The 17,997-nt window shown below is 33.7% G+C and carries 16 protein-coding genes and 1 pseudogene; 1 reads left to right on the top strand and 16 read right to left on the bottom strand.

What is annotated here, in order from left to right; genetic code table 11:
* Window positions 1-301: 301 nt before the first annotated feature.
* The 11 genes from lysS to mazG form a co-directional block, all read right to left on the bottom strand.
* On the bottom strand, window positions 302-2,206 hold the full coding sequence (gene lysS / locus BN2667_RS03075; protein ID WP_054251854.1) for a lysine--tRNA ligase: 1,905 nt from the start codon (window positions 2,204-2,206) through the stop codon (window positions 302-304).
* A gap of 10 nt (window positions 2,207-2,216) precedes the next feature.
* Window positions 2,217-2,693 carry a transcription elongation factor GreA gene (greA, locus tag BN2667_RS03070; RefSeq protein WP_054251853.1) on the bottom strand — a complete coding sequence of 159 codons (477 nt, stop codon included), beginning with the start codon at window positions 2,691-2,693 and terminating at the stop codon, window positions 2,217-2,219.
* A 77-nt stretch (window positions 2,694-2,770) separates the two neighbouring features.
* Window positions 2,771-3,739, bottom strand: a complete 969-nt coding sequence (dusB, locus tag BN2667_RS03065; RefSeq protein ID WP_054251852.1) for a tRNA dihydrouridine synthase DusB — start codon at window positions 3,737-3,739, stop codon at window positions 2,771-2,773.
* Window positions 3,740-3,798: 59 nt separating this feature from the next.
* Window positions 3,799-5,688, bottom strand: a complete 1,890-nt coding sequence (gene ftsH / locus BN2667_RS03060) for an ATP-dependent zinc metalloprotease FtsH (protein WP_054251851.1) — start codon at window positions 5,686-5,688, stop codon at window positions 3,799-3,801.
* Between the two features lie 15 nt (window positions 5,689-5,703).
* Window positions 5,704-6,240, bottom strand: coding sequence for a hypoxanthine phosphoribosyltransferase (gene hpt, locus BN2667_RS03055; protein ID WP_054251850.1), 537 nt, complete (start codon window positions 6,238-6,240; stop codon window positions 5,704-5,706).
* Entirely contained in the window at window positions 6,233-7,606 is a 1,374-nt protein-coding gene (gene tilS, locus BN2667_RS03050) for a tRNA lysidine(34) synthetase TilS (protein WP_075967882.1), read from the bottom strand. The genes hpt and tilS overlap by 8 nt, the downstream gene beginning before the upstream one ends.
* Before the next feature lie 46 nt (window positions 7,607-7,652).
* Complete coding sequence (locus tag BN2667_RS03045; RefSeq protein ID WP_054251848.1) at window positions 7,653-8,054, bottom strand: S1 RNA-binding domain-containing protein; 402 nt, start codon at window positions 8,052-8,054, stop codon at window positions 7,653-7,655.
* 26 nt (window positions 8,055-8,080) lie between these two features.
* Window positions 8,081-8,368, bottom strand: a complete 288-nt coding sequence (locus tag BN2667_RS03040) for an FtsB family cell division protein (protein WP_054251847.1) — start codon at window positions 8,366-8,368, stop codon at window positions 8,081-8,083.
* A gap of 16 nt (window positions 8,369-8,384) precedes the next feature.
* The gene (locus BN2667_RS03035) at window positions 8,385-8,627 is read right to left on the bottom strand and encodes an RNA-binding S4 domain-containing protein (RefSeq protein WP_054251846.1); all 243 of its coding nucleotides are present in this window, start codon (window positions 8,625-8,627) and stop codon (window positions 8,385-8,387) included.
* 56 nt (window positions 8,628-8,683) lie between these two features.
* On the bottom strand, window positions 8,684-8,962 hold the full coding sequence (locus BN2667_RS03030) for an HU family DNA-binding protein (protein WP_054251845.1): 279 nt from the start codon (window positions 8,960-8,962) through the stop codon (window positions 8,684-8,686).
* 35 nt (window positions 8,963-8,997) lie between these two features.
* Window positions 8,998-10,428: a nucleoside triphosphate pyrophosphohydrolase gene (mazG, locus tag BN2667_RS03025; RefSeq protein WP_054251844.1), complete on the bottom strand. Its 1,431-nt coding sequence runs from the start codon at window positions 10,426-10,428 to the stop codon at window positions 8,998-9,000.
* A gap of 128 nt (window positions 10,429-10,556) precedes the next feature.
* On the opposite strand from mazG, the pseudogene BN2667_RS03020 reads away from it, so the two are divergent.
* Window positions 10,557-11,375, top strand: a pseudogene (locus BN2667_RS03020) (ISL3 family transposase); the annotation flags it as partial.
* Window positions 11,376-11,433: 58 nt separating this feature from the next.
* On the opposite strand, the gene BN2667_RS03015 reads toward BN2667_RS03020, so the two are convergent.
* The 5 genes from BN2667_RS03015 to mfd all read right to left on the bottom strand — a co-directional run bounded on the left by BN2667_RS03015 (window position 11,434) and on the right by mfd (window position 17,980).
* Entirely contained in the window at window positions 11,434-11,826 is a 393-nt protein-coding gene (locus tag BN2667_RS03015) for a hypothetical protein (protein ID WP_054251842.1), read from the bottom strand.
* Between the two features lie 17 nt (window positions 11,827-11,843).
* Window positions 11,844-12,569 carry a hypothetical protein gene (locus BN2667_RS03010; protein WP_054251841.1) on the bottom strand — a complete coding sequence of 242 codons (726 nt, stop codon included), beginning with the start codon at window positions 12,567-12,569 and terminating at the stop codon, window positions 11,844-11,846.
* 139 nt (window positions 12,570-12,708) lie between these two features.
* Window positions 12,709-12,942, bottom strand: coding sequence for a helix-turn-helix transcriptional regulator (locus tag BN2667_RS03005; RefSeq protein ID WP_242848705.1), 234 nt, complete (start codon window positions 12,940-12,942; stop codon window positions 12,709-12,711).
* A gap of 408 nt (window positions 12,943-13,350) precedes the next feature.
* Window positions 13,351-14,418 (bottom strand): peptidylprolyl isomerase, encoded by a 1,068-nt coding sequence (locus BN2667_RS03000; protein ID WP_054251840.1) that lies wholly within the window; start codon window positions 14,416-14,418, stop codon window positions 13,351-13,353.
* Between the two features lie 70 nt (window positions 14,419-14,488).
* Window positions 14,489-17,980: a transcription-repair coupling factor gene (gene mfd, locus BN2667_RS02995; RefSeq protein WP_054251839.1), complete on the bottom strand. Its 3,492-nt coding sequence runs from the start codon at window positions 17,978-17,980 to the stop codon at window positions 14,489-14,491.
* Between the last annotated feature and the right edge of the window lie 17 nt (window positions 17,981-17,997).

Genomic DNA, 17,997 nt, shown 5'->3' with positions numbered 1-17,997 from the left:
AGACTACCGATATTTATCTCTCTGCACCTTTGCTACGGTCTTTCTTGTTTAATTTAGCTTTATCTTCTATCTTAAAGCCTTTTATTTGCCTTAATATAGAATTTTATCCTCATCATCATATCCTCCAACTTTTGAGTATAAAAAAAGACGATATAGTATTTAATTTCTATCGTCTGAGATTATCTAATATTTATTTTTTTTAAATTGGTTTTATTGTATAGTTTAATATTTCTATTAATCTAATTATAAAATTTAAACTGGGATTCATAACAAACCCCAGTTTCATAATTAGCGTGTTCTTTTAATATAATTTTGATCCTGCTGGAATATTATCATCCAACATTATTAAGTTAAGTTTTTCTTCTCCATCGTACTCGCAAATTGCAGATATAATCATACCTTCTGAGTCGATTCCCATCATCTTACGAGGAGGAAGATTACAAATTGCAAGCAGTGTCTTTCCAATTAAGCTCTCTGCGCTGTAATATTCCTTTATACCAGATAATATAACTCTTTCTTTTTCAGAACCATCATCTAATGTAAATTTCAAAAGTTTTTTTGACTTAGGAACTTCTTCGCAGTTTTTAACTTTAACTGCCCTAAAGTCACACTTAGAAAATTCTTCAAAGTCTACCATGTCCTCAAATAGAGGCTCAACCTGTACCTTTGACATGTCAATCCTTGCACTTGCATTGTCATCTGCTGCCTTATTTGCTTTTATTTCTGCAACTTCTTTTCCAAGTGGCTTCATTGTTGGGAATAGAAGTACGTCCCTAATGCTTGGTTGGTCTGTTAGAAGGACAATCATCCTGTCTACACCAATTCCAAGTCCACCTGTTGGTGGAAGACCAACTTCAATTGCGTTAATGAAGTCTGAATCCATTGGGTGAGCTTCGTCGTCCCCAGCTGCCTTTTCTGCAACTTGAGCTTCAAATCTTTCTCTTTGGTCTATTGGGTCATTAAGCTCTGAGAAGGCATTGGCAAATTCCCAAGTGTTGATAAAGGCTTCAAACCTTTGTGTAAGTCTTGGGTCCTCAGGGTTTCTCTTTGCAAGTGGGGATACATCGACCGGGTGACCAATTACAAATGTTGGCTCAACAAGGTGTTCTTCACAGAATTCTTCAAACATTTCTGAAAGAAGCTTGCCCCAAGTATCATTGTCATTTACATCAAGTCCCTTTTCTCTTGCAACTTCTCTTGCCTTTTCATCTGTATCAATTTCATTGAAGTCAACATCAGCATATTTCTTAACTGCATCTATCATTGTTATTCTCTTCCAAGGTGCCTTTAGGCAAATTTCTGTACCTTGGTAGTTAATTGTATCTGTTCCCAGAACTTCAAGAGCTACATATTCGAAGAGGTCTTCAGTAATTCTCATCATTTCTTCGTAGTCAGCATAGGCTTGGTAAAGTTCAATGTTAGTAAACTCAGGATTGTGCTTAGTGTCCATACCTTCATTTCTAAACATCTTGCCCATCTCATATACCTTATCAAAGCCACCAACGATTAGTCTCTTTAGGAAAAGTTCATTGGCAATTCTCAGTTGCATATCAATATCGAGAGTGTTGTGGTGAGTGTAGAAAGGTCTTGCGTTTGCACCACCTGCTACTGTACCAAGGATTGGTGTTTCAACTTCTAGAAAGTCCTTATTGTCTAAGAATTCTCTAATCTTTTTGATGATTTTATTTCTCTTAATGAATACATCCTTGACTTCAGGGTTTACAATTAAGTCTAAATATCTTTGGCGGTATCTTAGGTCAACGTCTGTAAGTCCGTGGAACTTTTCTGGTAGGATTTGTAAGGACTTTGAAAGTAGGACTAGGTCATTTGCCCTAATTGTTATTTCACCTGCATTGGTTTTAATAACGTCACCCTTTACCCCTATAATATCTCCAAGGTCTAATTTTTTTACATGGTCCCAAACTTCTTCTAGCATATCTTTTTTCGCTAAAATTTGGATGCTTCCCTTTGAGTCTTGTAGGTCTAAGAATAAAAGTTTTCCGTGGCCTCTTTTAGACATTACTCTACCAGCAACAGAAACTTCTTTTTCTTCTAGGTCTGTAAACTTTGCTACTATCTCATCACTTTTGTGGCTGACATCATAACTTTCGTGGACGAAAGGGTTGTGGCCACTTTCTATTAGTTCCTTTAGTCTTTGTCTTCTCAATAATAAGATTTCATTGAGATTTTGATCTTGGTTAACCATAATTCCTCCCTTACATAGTTATTGATACTATTTCAAAACTTACTGTACCATCTGGCACTTCTACTTCTGCTATATCTCCAACTTTTTTCCCTAATAGAGCTGATCCCATAGGTGATTCGTTAGAAATCTTTCCTTCAAGTGGGTCTGTTTCTGCTGATCCAACTATGGTGTACTCTTCTTCATCATCAGTTCCAACCTCTTTAACTTTTACAACTGATCCAATGTTTACTAATGTTTTGTCAACTTTTTCTTCTTCTATTAAAACTGCATTTCTAAGCATGTTTTCTAGTTTTGCTATTTTTTCTTCTACCTTAGCTTGTTCATTTTTTGCATGATCGTATTCAGCATTTTCAGAAAGATCTCCATAGCCTAGGGCAATTTTAATTTTTTCAGCTACCTCTCTTCTCACTACTGATTTTAAGTGTTCTAATTCATCTTCTGTTTTTTTCAAACCTTCTTCGGTAAAGAAAAATTCTTTATCTACCATAATTCTACCTCATCTCTTTTATATAATAAGTTAATTTTTTATATCCTTTATTTCATCATTCAAGTTATTGTAGATGATTATTTGTCATATGTCAACAACCAGTCTCTATATGAAGTCAAAAGTTCAATTAATTCTTTCTTAGCCTTAACTGAATTTATTTGATTTTTAATTTGTGCCGCCTTTGGAAAGCCCTTTAAATATGAATGTAAGTGCTTTCTCAGTTCAGGAATGGCAACTCTTTCATTTTTTAAGTCACAGGCTAGGTTAATATGTTCTATCATTATAGAAAATTTTTCTTCAATGCTAGGATAAGAATACTCTTCTCCTAATAGATCAGCCTTGACCTTAGAAAAAATCCAAGGGCTGCCAACTGCATGCCTACCTATCATTAGACCATCGACCTTATAATCTGCAAGCAGTTTTTTTATGTCAGTATCAAAACCTATATCTCCATTTCCGACAACTGGAATTGAAAGATTTGCTTTAATATTTCCTATAGCCTCCCAGTCAGCCTGGCCAGAATAATACTCATCTCTAGTTCTTCCGTGAACTGTTATAAAATCTGCTCCCGCTTCTTCAACTGCCCTAGCAAGATCAAGATAATTATTTTTATCAGAAATTCCCAGGCGGATTTTTCCACTTAGAGTTTTTGATGTTTTCTTTCTCATTGCTGATAAAAGCTCGTAAATTTTTTTTGGATTATCTAAAAGGGCTGAGCCCTCGCCGTTTTTAAAAATCTTTGGCGCAGGACATCCTAGGTTTAAGTCTATTAAATTTACTTTCGGATCCTTGTCTAAATAGCTACAAGCGAAAGCTAAAATTTCTGGGTCTGATCCAAAAATCTGAATTCCAACTTCCTTTTCTTCTCTATATGTCTTTAATAGGTCAAAGGTTTTTTTGTCGCCATATTTCATAGCCTTGGCAGAAACCATTTCTGAAATGGCAATGTCTGCACCAGATTCAAAGGCTATGGTCCTAAAGGCTCCATCTGTAAAGCCAGCCATAGGGGCAAGGATGACTTTATTTTTTACTTCTATTTTTTTCATAGGTCCCCTTTCATAAGTTTAGAGCCGCCAAATCTGACAGCTCTAAATAGTCTCTGTATTTAAATATTCTCTTGGTCTTGGTTTTCATTTGCTTCTAAAGTTTCTTCTACTTCAGAAGTTTTTTCGCTTCCATCAAAGTTCTTGCCTGCAAAAATATTTTCAAATTCTGCTCCAGTTATTGTCTCTCTTTCTATTAGAACATCTGCTATATTGTTTAGCAAGTTTAAGTTTTTAGAAATAATGTTTTCGCACTTTTTATAAGCCTCATCAATAAGTCTGTGGACTTCAGAATCAATTTTTGCTTGGACTTCTTCAGAGTGATCTCTTGGTTTTCCCATGTCCCTACCAACAAAGACATTGTCATCATCAGTTCCGTACTTAATTGTTCCTAGACTGTCACTCATTCCAAAGGTTTGGACCATAGATTTTGCTATGTTAGTTGCTCTTTCTATATCATTTGAAGCACCAGTTGAAATTTCATTAAGGACTAAACTTTCTGCAACTCTACCACCTAAAAGTGTGACAAGTTCGTTTTCCAAATAAGTTTTCGTTATAAACTCATCATCATCTTTTGGAATATAAGCTGTAAAGCCTCCAGCCCTGCCTCTTGGAATAATGGTTATTAGGTCAACAGGGTCGTAGTTTGGTAAAAGTCTTGATACAAGGGCGTGGCCTGCTTCGTGAACTGCAGTAATTTTTTTGTCCTTGTCTGAGACAATTTTTGACTTCTTGGCAGGTCCTGCTTGGACTTTTATTGAAGCCTCGTGAATGTCCTTGTCTGTTATTAGATTTCTATTTTCTCTAGCAGTTAAAAGGGCTGCTTCATTTATCATATTTTCTAAATCTGCTGGTGTAAAACCTGGAGTTCTCTTGGCAATTTTTTTAAGATCTACATCATCTGCTAGGGGTTTATTTCTAGTGTGGACTTTTAAAATAGCCTCTCTGCCTCTAACATCTGGAACTCCAACATAAACTGTTCTATCAAAACGACCTGGTCTTAAAAGGGCTGGGTCTAAAATATCTGCCCTGTTTGTAGCAGCCATAATTATAATTCCTTCGTTTTTTGAAAAGCCATCCATTTCAACTAAAAGTTGGTTAAGGGTTTGTTCTCTTTCGTCATGGCCTCCGCCTAGACCTGCCCCTCTTCTTCTACCAACAGCATCAATTTCGTCTATAAAAATTATTGCAGGGGCGTGTTTCTTGGCGTTTTCAAAAAGGTCTCTAACACGTGAAGCCCCTACACCGACAAACATTTCTACAAAGTCTGAACCAGAAATTGTAAAAAATGGCACCCTAGCCTCACCTGCAACTGCCCTAGAAAGATAAGTCTTTCCAGTTCCTGGAGGTCCAACCATTAAAACTCCTGTTGGGATCCTAGCGCCTACATCATTATATTTCTTAGGATTTTTTAAAAAGTCTACTATTTCTTCTAGCTCTTCTTTTTCTTCATGGAGGCCAGCAACATCTTTAAAAGTTACATTTTCGTCCTTCTTTTCAGTGTAGACCTTGGCTGTAGACTTGCCAAAGTTCATGGTCTTATTGCCGCCACCTTGCATTGATTGCATAAAGAAAAACCAAATAAGGGCAAAGCCACCAATCATTAGAACTGTTGTAAAAATATCTCTTTGCCAGGTGTTGTCCTTTATTTCTTTAAAGGAAATTTTTATATCTCCGCTTTCAAATTTATCAAAATACTTATCATAGAAGCTAGCCATAATATCTGGCTCAACAATTGTCTTGTGAGCTTCTCCATCTGCAGTTAAAAAATAGACCACAGACCCTTGTTGGTCAATTTCTTTGACTTGATTTTTTTCAATAAGTTGTATAAATTCTGTATGGTCAACAGTAGAAACCTTGTCCAAGGCACTATTGTTTAAAGATGTAAATCCGTAATAAATTAGAATTAGGATTAGTAAGTAAAATCCTATTCCAAATCTCCTCTTGCCCAAATTTTACCTCCTCTTCTACTTATATAGCTCTTCTTTTAAATAGCCAATATAAGGTAGATTTCTATATTTTTCATCAAAGTCTAAACCGTAACCAACTACAAAGTAGTCAGGAATTTCATAACCTATATACTTGACGTCCATGTCAATTTTTCTTCTGTCAGGTTTGTTTAAAAATGAAACTATTTCAATAGACTTGGCCTGCCTTGACTTTAAAAGCTCAACAACCTTAGATAGTGTAACTCCAGTGTCAATAATGTCTTCAACTATTAAAAGGTCCCTGTCATTAACTGATGCATCTAGGTCTTTTAAAATTCTAACTTCCCCAGATGAAGTAGTTGAAGCTCCGTAAGATGAAACATCCATAAAGTCTATTTCTAGGTCTAAGTCAATTTCTTTAATTAGGTCAGTTAAAAATAAGACTCCACCCTTAAGTAAACAAATACAAACAAGGTCCTTGCCCTTGTAGTCTTCAGTGATTTCTTTGGCTAATTCCTTTACTCTATTAGAAATTGTCTCTCTATCAAAAAGTATTTTTTCTATATCCTTATGCATGTTTGTCCTCCTCTTTTTCTATGCTTACCAGTACATAAGTACCACTTTTAGAATCATCATATAAATATTTACTCTTTACTAAATCTATAATGGCAAAAATCTTTTCATTATCTGCTAGTAACAAATAAGATTCTCTTTTGGCCCTGTCGATTTTCTTATCTATAAAGATGTCCTTTAATTTTTTAGATCCATTTAGACCCTTGGGCCTAATTCTATCTCCGTTTTCCCTAGTCCTTATAACTAAGGGACCAGAAATACTTTCTACAGCTAAGGTAAAATAATTTTTCCCTGCAGACTTTTTATTGGTCTTTTCTATTTTTATTTTTATCTTTTCATTAACATTATTAATACCCTCTTTTAGGATAATATAATTATTTAAAATCTCTTGTCTTGGATTTTTTTCAAAAATTACCCGATTATAGGATTTTCTAATTTTAATGTCTCCAAGGTTGTCTATAAACTTGCCACTTGTCTTTAAAAAAAGTTCATCAATACTTATAATATTTTTATAGGAAATATCTTTGATATAAGTAGAAAGGTCTTTATAGATTCTTCTAACTAACCTATATCTCAAGGCCTTGTCTAGCTTTAAATATTCTTCTGCATTAACAATAATATTTCCTAAGCCATCTTTTTTGCAAAGATTCAAAAAGTTTTCTTCAGTTAATTCTTCTAAAAAAGCTACGTCATTTTTAGCCAAAGTTGAAAGATTAAAAACTTGATCAGAAATTTCCTTGTCTAAGCTTTCTTCTATATAGGGAATAATTAAATTTCTAATTTTATTTCTATCATAGGCATTTTCAAAGTTTGTGTGATCTTCAACATAGGGAATTTTATTTTCTTTTATATAGGTCTCAATGTCAGCTCTCTTTACATTTAAAATAGGCCTAATTATATTTCCGTCTTTATAGTCCATGCCTCTTAAGCCATCTAAACCTGTGCCTCTAAATATTCGCATTAAAAGAGTTTCTACCTGGTCGTTGTAGTTGTGGGCCAAGGCAATTTTATTTGCTCCTGTTTTTTTAAGAATATCATTAAAAAAGTTTTTTCTTAAAATCCTTCCTGCTGCTTCTTCGGAAATTTTATTTTCCCTAGCAAAGCCCACCATTGAACCTGAAGCAGAATAAAATTCTATATTTAGGTCCTCGCATCTCTTTTTGCAAAAATCTTCGTCTCTCTTAGCCTCAGCTCTAACTTGATGGTTAAAGTGGCAGCCTATTAATTTTAGATTATAATCATCTTTAATCTTTACAAGTAAATCTAAAAGGCAGGCAGAATCCATGCCACCTGAAAAACCGATGAGAATTGTGTCATTTTTTTCTATTAACTTATAATTTTCTATAGTATCTAAAAAAATTTGTTCCATATTAATATAAAAAGTGATAGAAAAATCTATCACATTTGTAAGCTTATTATTGTCTTCTTTTTTTATTACTTCTCTTGTTTTCTCTAGTCCTTGCCTCTTGTAACTTTTCGTTACTTTGCTTCATAAAAATGGAAAGCTTCTCTTCAAAACTTGGGTCTAGGCCTTTATTGTCTGCCCCAAGAAATGAGTCACTTTCGTAGGCTGATTTTTCTTCTTTTGCAAGGGCTTGTTTTATAGAAAAAGCATACTTGCCATTTTCTTCTGAAATAATTTTTACTGTAACTTCATCATCTAGCTTAAGTACATCTTCAACTTTTTTTACAAAGCTATTTGACAGTTCTGATATATGTACTAAACCTTCTGTACCTTCTTCTAATTTTACAAAAGCACCAAAATTTGTAAGTTTTACAACTTTGCCTTGACCTATTTCACCAACGTTAACGGCCATAAATCCTCCTAGTTTTTTATAGAGTTTTATAGATCTTTGTCTTTGTCTATAAAAATAATTTCCTTAGGCTTTACCATCTTATATTCATCCCTAGCAATTTTTTCAACAAAGGATAGAGAGTCGCTAGATTCTATTTCCTCTTCTAAATCAGAAATTGACTGAGAAATTTCATTATAAGCTTGGTCTTTTAAAGAAATTTTTTCTTTTAATTGGGATATTTCTTTGTTTTGGCTATAAATTTTAAAAGAAATAAAACATAAGCAAAGAATCATTAGTGGAAATATTAATTTTAATCCATTTGCAGTCTTCTTCATAGATAATGCTCCTAAATCAATTTAACCTCTCGTAAAGGTCCTCTGGCTTTGGGTTAACTAAGTCTAAGCCAGAAGATATAACTTTTACTTTAATTTCTCTATTTGCAAAGTTAATACTTAATATGTCTCCTACCTCAACCTTGTCTGAAGCTTTTCCTAGCTTTTCGTTAATGGTAACTTTTCCATTATCGCAGGCTTCTTTGGCAAGAGTTCTTCTCTTTATCAGTCTAGAAATTTTTAAAAATTTGTCTAATCTCATTGTCCTAAAATTTTAATTAAGGTACACCTAAAAAGATGTACCTTAAAAAATCACTCTTATTTGTTAACTAATTCTTTAAAGCCTTTTCCAGCTCTAAAAACAGGTGCCTTAGATGCTGGGATAGAAATCTTTTCTTCTGGGTTTCTTGGGTTTCTACCTTCTCTAGCTTTTCTGTGTCTAACTTCAAAAGTTCCGAATCCTACTAATTGAACCTTGTCACCATCAGCAAGAGCTTCTTGGACAGTTTCAATGAAGGCATTAAGTGCCATTTCAGAGTCTTTTTTAGTCATTTGACTTTTTTCAGCAATTTGTGCTACTAATTCTTGTTTGTTCATAATAACCTCCTAAAATTATAAGTTTATATATAAATTTATATAACTTCCTCTTTGCGCTTAGAAAGTTGCCAAAGGTCTTCTAGCTTGTCTCTACCGACTTCTTTTATATCTAGGTCTTCCTCTTCAGCAAAATCTTCCATTAGCTTAAACCTGCCTATGAATTTTTCACAAGCAGCTGTTAGTAAAAGCTCAGCTTCATAGCCTAAGTAGTGACAGAGATTAACTACAGTAAATAATAAATCACCTAGTTCTTCTTCTAAATCTACAGGCGAGTCGAGGGCTTCTACAACTTCTTCATATTCTTCTTTTACCTTGGCTAAGATTTCTTCTCTCTTAGTCCAATCAAAACCTATCCTAGTTACCTTGTCTATAATATCATAGGCCCATAGGGTCGATGGATTTCCCTTAGATCCTTCTAATCTTTGCCAAAATTTATTAACTTCTCTTGAAGAATATTTAATACTATCCCAATTTTGCAATACTTTAGACGATTTGTCAAGTGTTAAATCACCAAAAACATGGGGATGTCTGAAAATTAATTTATTATTGACCCTATTAATGACATCGTATATGGAAAAATCACCATTTTCATAGGCAATTTGCGAATGAATAGTAATTTGAAAAAGCAAATCGCCTAGCTCTTCGCAAATATTATCAACATCATCATTATTAATAGCAAAAACTAGTTCATAGGCCTCTTCTAAAAGATCTTGTCTCAGACTTTTATGGTCTTGTTCAATGTCCCAAGGACAGCCTTCAGGTCCTCTTAGGGTATCTGTTGTCTCTAACAAGTCAGCAAAGGAATAAACTTTTTCTTCTGGCTTATAAATGAGAAGAGATGTCTGGTGGTTGGGATAAATTTTTCTAGAATAATTTTCCAGCCTATCTGTATAAATTTCTTGGCTAGAAAGTCCAGCATCTTTAATTAAAGCAAATCTTGTAGACCCTGGATAAGAGTCTAATAACTTTATTATAAGTTCATCTAAGACATACTCATCGTCAATTTCTTGGATTAATAGATCCAAGCTATAATCTGCTTTAAAAATGCTATAGTCCCTGGCAGAAATTGTCTTGTATCCACTAGTTATGTGTTTAAGTTTTTCTAGGACTAAGTCGCAAGCAGCTTGGTTGTTAATAAAGCCTAGGTCTAAATTTTCCTTAAGCATCAAGTCCACTGCCTTTTCTAATACAAAGGGTGAACCTGGAACTAAATAAATTATGTCTCTTTGATCAGCCTGATCTTTTAAATAGCTGGCAATTTTTTTATCAACTTCTTCTATATCCTCTTCTTCTTCGTAAAAGAAGTCCAGATAGTTTAGGTCAAAATCTTTTTCTAAGTCTTTAAGAGCCTGGTGAAATTTAGTTCTAACAAAAATTTTCTTATCGCCTTGTAACTTTTCTCTTATCTCTTTGGATATGGCAGATATATCTGTTGAACCTAAACCAATTACTAGTATCTGTCCCATTTTTCACCTCAATTTAATTTTACATAATTTTTTCTTATTTGTCTAGGGAAAATCTTTAATTTTATTGATTTTATCAGCTTTTCCTTGGTTTTTTCTCTTTTTTTAAGAATAATTTTTCTTCTCTTCCTGAGTTTATTTGTATGGATGAGTTTAAGTCGGTTAAGAGTGTTGATTTTAATATGAGTTTTATTTTTATGGATGCTGTTTCTAGAAGGGTTATTGATATTTTGCCTGATAGAAGAATTCATAGGCTTATTTCTTATTTTCAAAGGTATCCTATCGAGGTTAGAAGAAGGGTTAAGGGAGTTGTTATTGATATGTATGAGCCTTATATTACTCTTATTCAGTCTGTTTTTCCTAATGCCGTGATTATTTTTGATAGGTTTCATATTGTTCAAAATCTTACTCGGGCTTTGGATAGGACTAGGATTTCTGTTATGAATGGTTTTGCTCGTGATTCTCAGGAATACAAGGTTTTAAAGAGATATTGGAAGTTGTTTTTATTAAATGAGTTTGAGTTAAATACTAGTTATTTTAGAAGGTATACTTATTTTAAAAATTTTATGAGTCAGGCTTCTATTGTTTCTTTTATTAGAGATATTAATCATATTATAGAGAAGTATTACAGATGTGTTCAGGATATTTTAGCTGCTATTAGGCTTTCTAATACTGATATGCTTTCTTCTTTGTTTGATAGAAATCTTGATTCTAGGGTTTCTCATTATGTTAATGTTGCAATTGAAACTTGTAGGAGGTATGAGGAGTTTATTTTAAATGCTTGTAGATACAAGCTTTCTAATGGCCCATTAGAAGGAAAAATCAACAAGATTAAGCTTATTAAGAGAAATGCTTTTGGTCATAGAAATTTCTATAACTACAAGAAAAGAATAATTTTGGTCTTTGAAAAGTTTCGGTATATTGAAAATGGCCCAGACATTTCTGTCTGAGCCATTTGATAGTTATTTTTCTCTTCATCAACACCATTTGACAAAGAGCCATTTTAAACTAATTCTTTTCTATCAGCTCTATTTGCTCAACATTTATAAATTCTTCATCTTCTTTATTTAATTCCTTTTCACTGACATTAATTTTAATTATATCAGCTACTTTTAAATCATTAAATTTTATAAATTCTATCTCTTCTGAATTCTTGCTTTTAAATATTTTGTCGTTAATTTCTAAATCTTTACAGTTTAGTTTTACTTCTGTTTGTATTACTTTTCTATCATTTTCAGTCTCAACTATTGTCAGTATCTTATCATCATAATTTACTGACAGTATTTCAGCATCAATACCTAAATATACTAACTTTTGTTCTTTTTTTTCTTCCTTTTTTTGACAAGCTATTAAAGAAAATAATGAGCTAATCAAAAGAATTCCAATAAATATTTTTTTCATTTTGATTTTACTTCCGATTATTTATATATGAATTTATACATACCATCAGCTTCTCCATCACTAGTTAATTTTACTGAATAACCTGCTACTCCTCTTTCAGTACTAATCAAGCCATCACCCCAATTACCATAAAGTTCTAAATTTCCTACCACTTTATTATAGTATGGGTAAAATCCTATATATCCCTTTTCTCCTGCCCTTAAGTTCACAGTATACGATGTAGATGTGCTTGCAGAAGATTCCCAACCTATAGTAGCTCCTGCTTGTATTGCAGATTTTTTATCTGGAGTACCAATTGATGCTGAGAAAAAATGTTTTGATTCATATCCTACAATTTTAGTAATTGATCCCCCGCCTCTAGGAGCAACTAAATCAGCGGAAACCTTCTTTAGTGAACCAGTATACCGAGTAGGTCCACTCGTTTGTTTAAATACATACCAGTTACTATAATCACTTCGCATGACCTTATCGCTATTTGTTTTTTCAAGTTTTATATCTTCACTTCCAGCATTCTTCGTAATACTGTCTGCTTCTGTTTTAGTAAGGTAATTAACGCTACCATCTTCATTTAGAGTAAATGCTATAACATTTGCTCCCAATGATTCATCGTAATAAATATTTTCCCTATTAGTCAAATCAATATTTTTATTTTCCTGTGCAAATGCACTGGTGGTTGGTGTAATCATCAATGCTGCCATCATTATAATAGCTATCCCTATAGCAAATAATCTTTTTCTTAACATTTTCTTCCTCCTTCTATTTTACTATTACTATCATTAAAAAGATTTGTAGTAAAATAACTCATTCGCCGTTCTTATACCTCTGAGGATTTTTATAGTTTATTAACATCACCTCACTTTTACAAAATAAGTCATATAATTCTTAGCAACAATTACTGCTATGACATTTATATGTCTCTTCTCCATCTAAATCGAAAATCTGATACATACAAACTCCTAAAGCATTTGCTATATCATTTGCCGTTTTTAAACTCGGTACAGTCTTTCCCGTTTCTATTTGATTTATGCTTATTCTTGATATTCCAATTTTTTTACCTAATCTATGTTGTGATAAACCTAACGGTTTTCTGTGTTCTGCAATTCTATTTCTCATCATCTTACCTTTTCCTTTTTGGTTAAGTTTAGTTTACCATTTTTTTCTACAAAAGTCAACAATATCGAGTTAATAGATAGTGTCAAGTTTTGTTGGTAAGGGAATTCCTTTAATTTATATACTTTTTATAAAATCTGTGTTTAACCACTGTTTCAACCATTTACCTGAACTTTTGTTTAATATTTCTATGTTTATTCCGCCATAATTATTATTTTTTTGACCTTGCTACTTTTTCGTCTAGTTTTATTATTCTTCTTTCTTTGTGTTTTTATTTTCTTTTTTACCAACAAATATTTTACACTAACTCTTTAAATTTATTGATTTTATCATCCTTTCCCTTGTTTTTCCTCTTGTTTGCAAATTTTTTTCAAACAAAAAACCACCGAGGTCATCTCAGTGGTCTTTATAAAATTAATTTCCTTTATTTTCTTTTTCAGCTTCTGGAGTTTCTTCTGAATTTTCTTCTTGGTTTTCAAGATTTTCTTCTACATTACCTTCTATATTTTCTTCCATATCTTTTTCAACTTCTAATTTTTCTAATATAGATTCTGGTTCGTTAGAAACGTCGTAGATTTTCTTAATCTTAGCTTTTTTCTCTAAGTCTTTCATTTCGTCTACGAATTTTTGACTCTTAGCTCCTTGTTCAACTTCTTCAGTGAAATCTTCAAGAGTTGATTTTTCTCCAGTAATTTCAATTATATGGTAGCCAAAATCTGACTTAATTGGATCAGATAGGTCTCCAACATTATTTCCAAATACAAAGTCATTAAATTCAGCAACCATTCTACCTTGTGGGAAGAAACCTAGGTCTCCACCTTGGGCAGCTGAGCCTGGGTCTTGAGAAAGTTCTTTTGCAAGTTCAGCAAAGTCTTCGCCATCTTTTAGTCTTTGTAAAACCTTGTTGGCTTCGTCTTCTGTTTCAACAAGAATATGTCTAGCTGATCTTTCATAAAATGCTTCTTTGTTTTCTTCAAAGAATTTTTCTTTGTCTTCTTGGCTTACTTCATAGCCTTCCATTTTTTTATTTCTAAACTCGTTTACAATTGCATTATCTTTTAATACATTTTTGTATTCTTCTTCTGTAAGGCCTATTGCTACAAGATTTTCTTTGAAAATATCTTCTCCAGACATTTCCTTTTCCATTTTCACTTGTTCTTCTACTGTAGCATCAATGTCGCCAAGGTCTTCGTCTTTGGCTGCATTTAATATTACTTGGTTAGAGATTAGAGAATTTAAAATGTTTTCTCTTAGAATTTCTCCAGCAGATCTTTCAAGCTTGTCCATTGGTTGGTTTAATCCTTCTTCACCAATTTGTGCAACTATTCTTTGTCTTTCTATACCATAGTATAGGTCAAATGTCTTTTGTGGAATTTCTACTCCATCTACAGTTGCTGCTACTCCGTCTTTTGCACCCTTGTTGCCACAAGCTGTTAAAACTAGCATAAGGGCTAAAATCAATAATAAACTTTTTCTTTTCATTTAACTCTCCTTTTTAAATCCTAACTATTATAACATGTTTTTTTGTATTTGTGCAATTTTCACATAATAATCAGACAATATTTCCTAAAAGGTCTTTTAATTCTTCTAATGGGTACTTGCCTGGACTAAGGTCAATAGAGGCTTGACCCTTAGTAGTAAAGCTAACCTTGTTTGTAAAAATTGCTATTAGGTTGTTTAGTGATTTTAGGTCTAAGACCTTGTCTTCCTTAAATTTTATGCGAATTTTATTTGCGTCTCCGCTTATTATTTCTACTCCCTTTTGGTTGGCAATAAATTTAATTTGGGATATGTCTATTAAATTTGATGTTGCCTCTGGCAGATCGCCATATCTGTCTATGGCTTCTGCAATTAGGTCTGAGTAGTCTTCGTCATTTTCTATTAGAGAAATCTTTTTATAAAATTCAAGTCTTTGTCTTTGGTCTCCTATATAAGATTCTGGCACAAAGGCTTCGATATTTAGATCAATTGTAGTTTCGTTAATGTCTTTTACTTCTTCGCCTTTGAGTTTTTTCATTGCGTCTTCTAATAAACTTAGGTAAAGGTCGTAGCCAATATTATCTATGTGGCCATGTTGCTTAGAGGATAAAATATTTCCTGCCCCACGAATTTCTAAGTCTCTCATGGCAATTTTATATCCTGATCCAAACTCTGTGTATTCTTTTATTGCAGTAAGTCTCTTTTCTGAAACTTCACTTAGCTGTTTGTCTCTAGGATAGGTTATATAGGCATAGGCAATTTTATTGGACCTGCCAACTCTTCCTCTAAGTTGGTAAAGTTGAGAAAGTCCAAAGCGGTCTGCGTCGTTTATAATTATTGTGTTTACATTTGGAATGTCTAGGCCTGTTTCTATAATTGTAGTACAAACTAAAACATCTGCCTGTCTTTCTAAAAAGCTCATCATGGCATTTTCTAAGGACCTTTCTGACATTTGGCCGTGGGCAACTAAGAATCTGGCCTCTGGCACTAGGGCCTGAAGTTCAAGGGCGACCTTGTCTATGTCTGAAACCTTATTGTGAAGGAAATAAACTTGACCCTCTCTGTCAATTTCTCTAAGGATTGCCTCTCTAATCATAGAAGGATTGTATTCGGCCAAATAAGTTTGAACTGGAAATCTCTCTTCTGGCGGCTCTTCTATTAGTGACATATTTCTTATGCCAATCATAGACATTTGTAAGGTCCTTGGAATTGGCGTTGCAGTTAGGGTAAGAGTGTCTACATTTTCTTTTAACATTTTTAGTGTTTCCTTGTGCCTAACTCCAAATCTTTGTTCCTCATCAATAACTAAAAGGCCCAGGTCCTTAAATACTACATCCTTTGATAAAAGTCTGTGAGTTCCTACTACAATGTCTAAGGATCCATTTCTAAGTCCTTTAATATCCTTATCAATTTGACTTTTTGACCTAAAACGAGATAGAAGTCCAATGGTCACTGGAAAGTCTCTAAATCTTTCTACCATTGTGTTGTAATGTTGTTGGGCAAGGATAGTTGTTGGAACTAAAATCGCAACTTGTTTGCCATCCATTACTGCCTTAAAGGCTGCCCTAAGGGCAACTTCTGTTTTGCCATAGCCAACATCTGCACAAAGAAGCCTATCCATTGGCGCTTTCTTTTCCATGTCTTCTTTTATTTCTGCAGTTGCTTGAAGCTGGCCTTGTGTTTCTTCATAAGGAAAGGCATCTTCAAACTCTCCCTGCCAAAGGGTGTCCTTAGAAAACTGATGGCCTTCCTTGGCCTGTCTGGCAGCATAGAGTTTTATTAGCTCATCTGCCATGTCGTCAATGGACTTTTGAGCCTTCATCTTGGTCTTAGTCCATTCAACTGAGTTTAGTTTGTTGACCTTAGGTTTTTTCTCCCCAGTTCCTATATACTTGTGGATCATTCCTAGCTGGTCTGTAGGAATGTAGAGCCTATCTGCTCCCTTGTACTGGATTAAAATATAGTCTCTTGTTACTCCTTGGACTTGGAGCTTATAAGATCCCTGATAAATTCCAACACCGTTATTTTCGTGGACAACATAGTCACCAATTTCTATATCTGCAAAGTCTGTTATGGCCCCTTCTTTTTTTGTCTTTTTTCTAGGAGCTTTTTTTTGTTTTTGGGAAGACCCATAAATTTCCCTTTGGTTCATTAGAGAAAATTTTAAGTCTGAATATTCAAAACCATGGCGAACAGATAAATCTGACAGAAGAATTTGAGATGAGTGTAAAGACTCATCTAAGGACTCAGCTATAGATGCTTTGACTCCAAGGCTTGTTAGACTTAGGTCTAGTCTATTTAATCTCTTTTTATCCCCTGCTAAAATTGCTATTTTATAGCCCCTGTACAAGTACCTGTCAATTTCCTCCTTAAAAATATCCATTCTGCCATTATAAGAAGTTATGGCCTTCATGTGGAAGTTTAAAATTGACTGAGGCTTAAAGTGTTTATTGTCCCTTAAAATATTTGAAAATGTTACTTTGGTATTCTTTTCAATCCTAGGAATTATTTCGTCATAGTTGTAAAGTGAATTTTCATGGCCTGGCAGTACTTCTCCTGCCAGTAAAAGATCTGAAAATCTATTTTTAAAATCCTTATAGTTTTCTAAGGCTGACTCATCAATTCGCCTTGGCTCATCAATGAAAAAAAGTGTATCTTCGTCAGTGTAGGATAAAATTGATCCAAGTTTTTCTTGGTCAATATAGGGAAGAACAAGGTCTAGGTTTTTTATAAAAAGTTTATTTTCCAGCCTGTCTCCTAGTTCAGAAAATTTTCCTTCTAAGTTAGCAAGGACTTTGGCATCTTTTATTTTTGTTGCCTTTAGCTCTTTGTTCAAGCGCTTTATTGCTAAATGTCTGTCAGCTTCATCTAAAATATTTTCGCCAGCTGGACAAATATAAATTTCTTCTAGGGTATTTATTGACCTTTGGCTAAGAACATCAAAGTCCCTAATAGAATCTATTTCATCATCAAAAAGTTCAATCCTATATGGATTTTCTGCTAGAGGTGGAAATATATCTACAATGCCACCTCGAATAGAAAATTGGCCCTTGCCTTCAACTGCTGGAACATTTTCATAGCCTGCAAGTAAAAGTTTTTTACCCAAGTCTCCTAGGTCAATTCTATCGTCGATATTTATAGAAAAAAAAAGTTTTGAAAACTTGTCAGGGGTCATTAGCTTGTTTAAAAGACCTTCATAGCCTGTGGCAACTATAAGTTCATCTTCATGTCTCAAAGCCCACATGGCCTTTATTTGGTCATTAGATGTATCAGCTGACCTGGCTATTGACCTGTAGAAAAAATCTTCTCGCTTTGGAAAGTAATAGGAATTATTTAGACCTAGGCTTTTTAAGTCTTCGTAAATTCTCTTGGCCCTTAGGTCTGAATAGGAAATTATAAAGATCTTTCGTTTTTCTCCATGAGAAAATACAGAGTAAATAAAGTGGCCTAGAGCCTCTTCTAACACTCCGTTAACTGCAATAACTTGTTTTTCATTTTTTATATCTGCTAGAAGATTCTTATAAGAATCCAGGCCTAGCAAGGGATCTATCAAAAAATTTTTCATACGATTATTTATAAAGG

The sequence above is a fragment of the Neofamilia massiliensis genome, assembly GCF_001299475.1.
In the GTDB taxonomy this organism is placed as follows: Bacteria; Bacillota; Clostridia; order Tissierellales; family Peptoniphilaceae; genus Neofamilia; species Neofamilia massiliensis.
This window is presented reverse-complemented; position numbering and strand designations above follow the sequence as displayed.

Coding starts and splice junctions, on each gene's coding strand:
- lysS (WP_054251854.1), bottom strand. CDS start 2,206: ATGGTTAACCAAGATCAAAATCTCAATGAAATCTTATTATTGAGAAGA.
- greA (WP_054251853.1), bottom strand. CDS start 2,693: ATGGTAGATAAAGAATTTTTCTTTACCGAAGAAGGTTTGAAAAAAACA.
- dusB (WP_054251852.1), bottom strand. CDS start 3,739: ATGAAAAAAATAGAAGTAAAAAATAAAGTCATCCTTGCCCCTATGGCT.
- hpt (WP_054251850.1), bottom strand. CDS start 6,240: ATGCATAAGGATATAGAAAAAATACTTTTTGATAGAGAGACAATTTCT.
- tilS (WP_075967882.1), bottom strand. CDS start 7,606: ATGGAACAAATTTTTTTAGATACTATAGAAAATTATAAGTTAATAGAA.
- BN2667_RS03045 (WP_054251848.1), bottom strand. CDS start 8,054: ATGGCCGTTAACGTTGGTGAAATAGGTCAAGGCAAAGTTGTAAAACTT.
- BN2667_RS03040 (WP_054251847.1), bottom strand. CDS start 8,368: ATGAAGAAGACTGCAAATGGATTAAAATTAATATTTCCACTAATGATT.
- BN2667_RS03035 (WP_054251846.1), bottom strand. CDS start 8,627: ATGAGATTAGACAAATTTTTAAAAATTTCTAGACTGATAAAGAGAAGA.
- BN2667_RS03030 (WP_054251845.1), bottom strand. CDS start 8,962: ATGAACAAACAAGAATTAGTAGCACAAATTGCTGAAAAAAGTCAAATG.
- mazG (WP_054251844.1), bottom strand. CDS start 10,428: ATGGGACAGATACTAGTAATTGGTTTAGGTTCAACAGATATATCTGCC.
- BN2667_RS03015 (WP_054251842.1), bottom strand. CDS start 11,826: ATGAAAAAAATATTTATTGGAATTCTTTTGATTAGCTCATTATTTTCT.
- BN2667_RS03010 (WP_054251841.1), bottom strand. CDS start 12,569: ATGTTAAGAAAAAGATTATTTGCTATAGGGATAGCTATTATAATGATG.
- BN2667_RS03005 (WP_242848705.1), bottom strand. CDS start 12,942: ATGATGAGAAATAGAATTGCAGAACACAGAAAACCGTTAGGTTTATCA.
- BN2667_RS03000 (WP_054251840.1), bottom strand. CDS start 14,418: ATGAAAAGAAAAAGTTTATTATTGATTTTAGCCCTTATGCTAGTTTTA.
- mfd (WP_054251839.1), bottom strand. CDS start 17,980: ATGAAAAATTTTTTGATAGATCCCTTGCTAGGCCTGGATTCTTATAAG.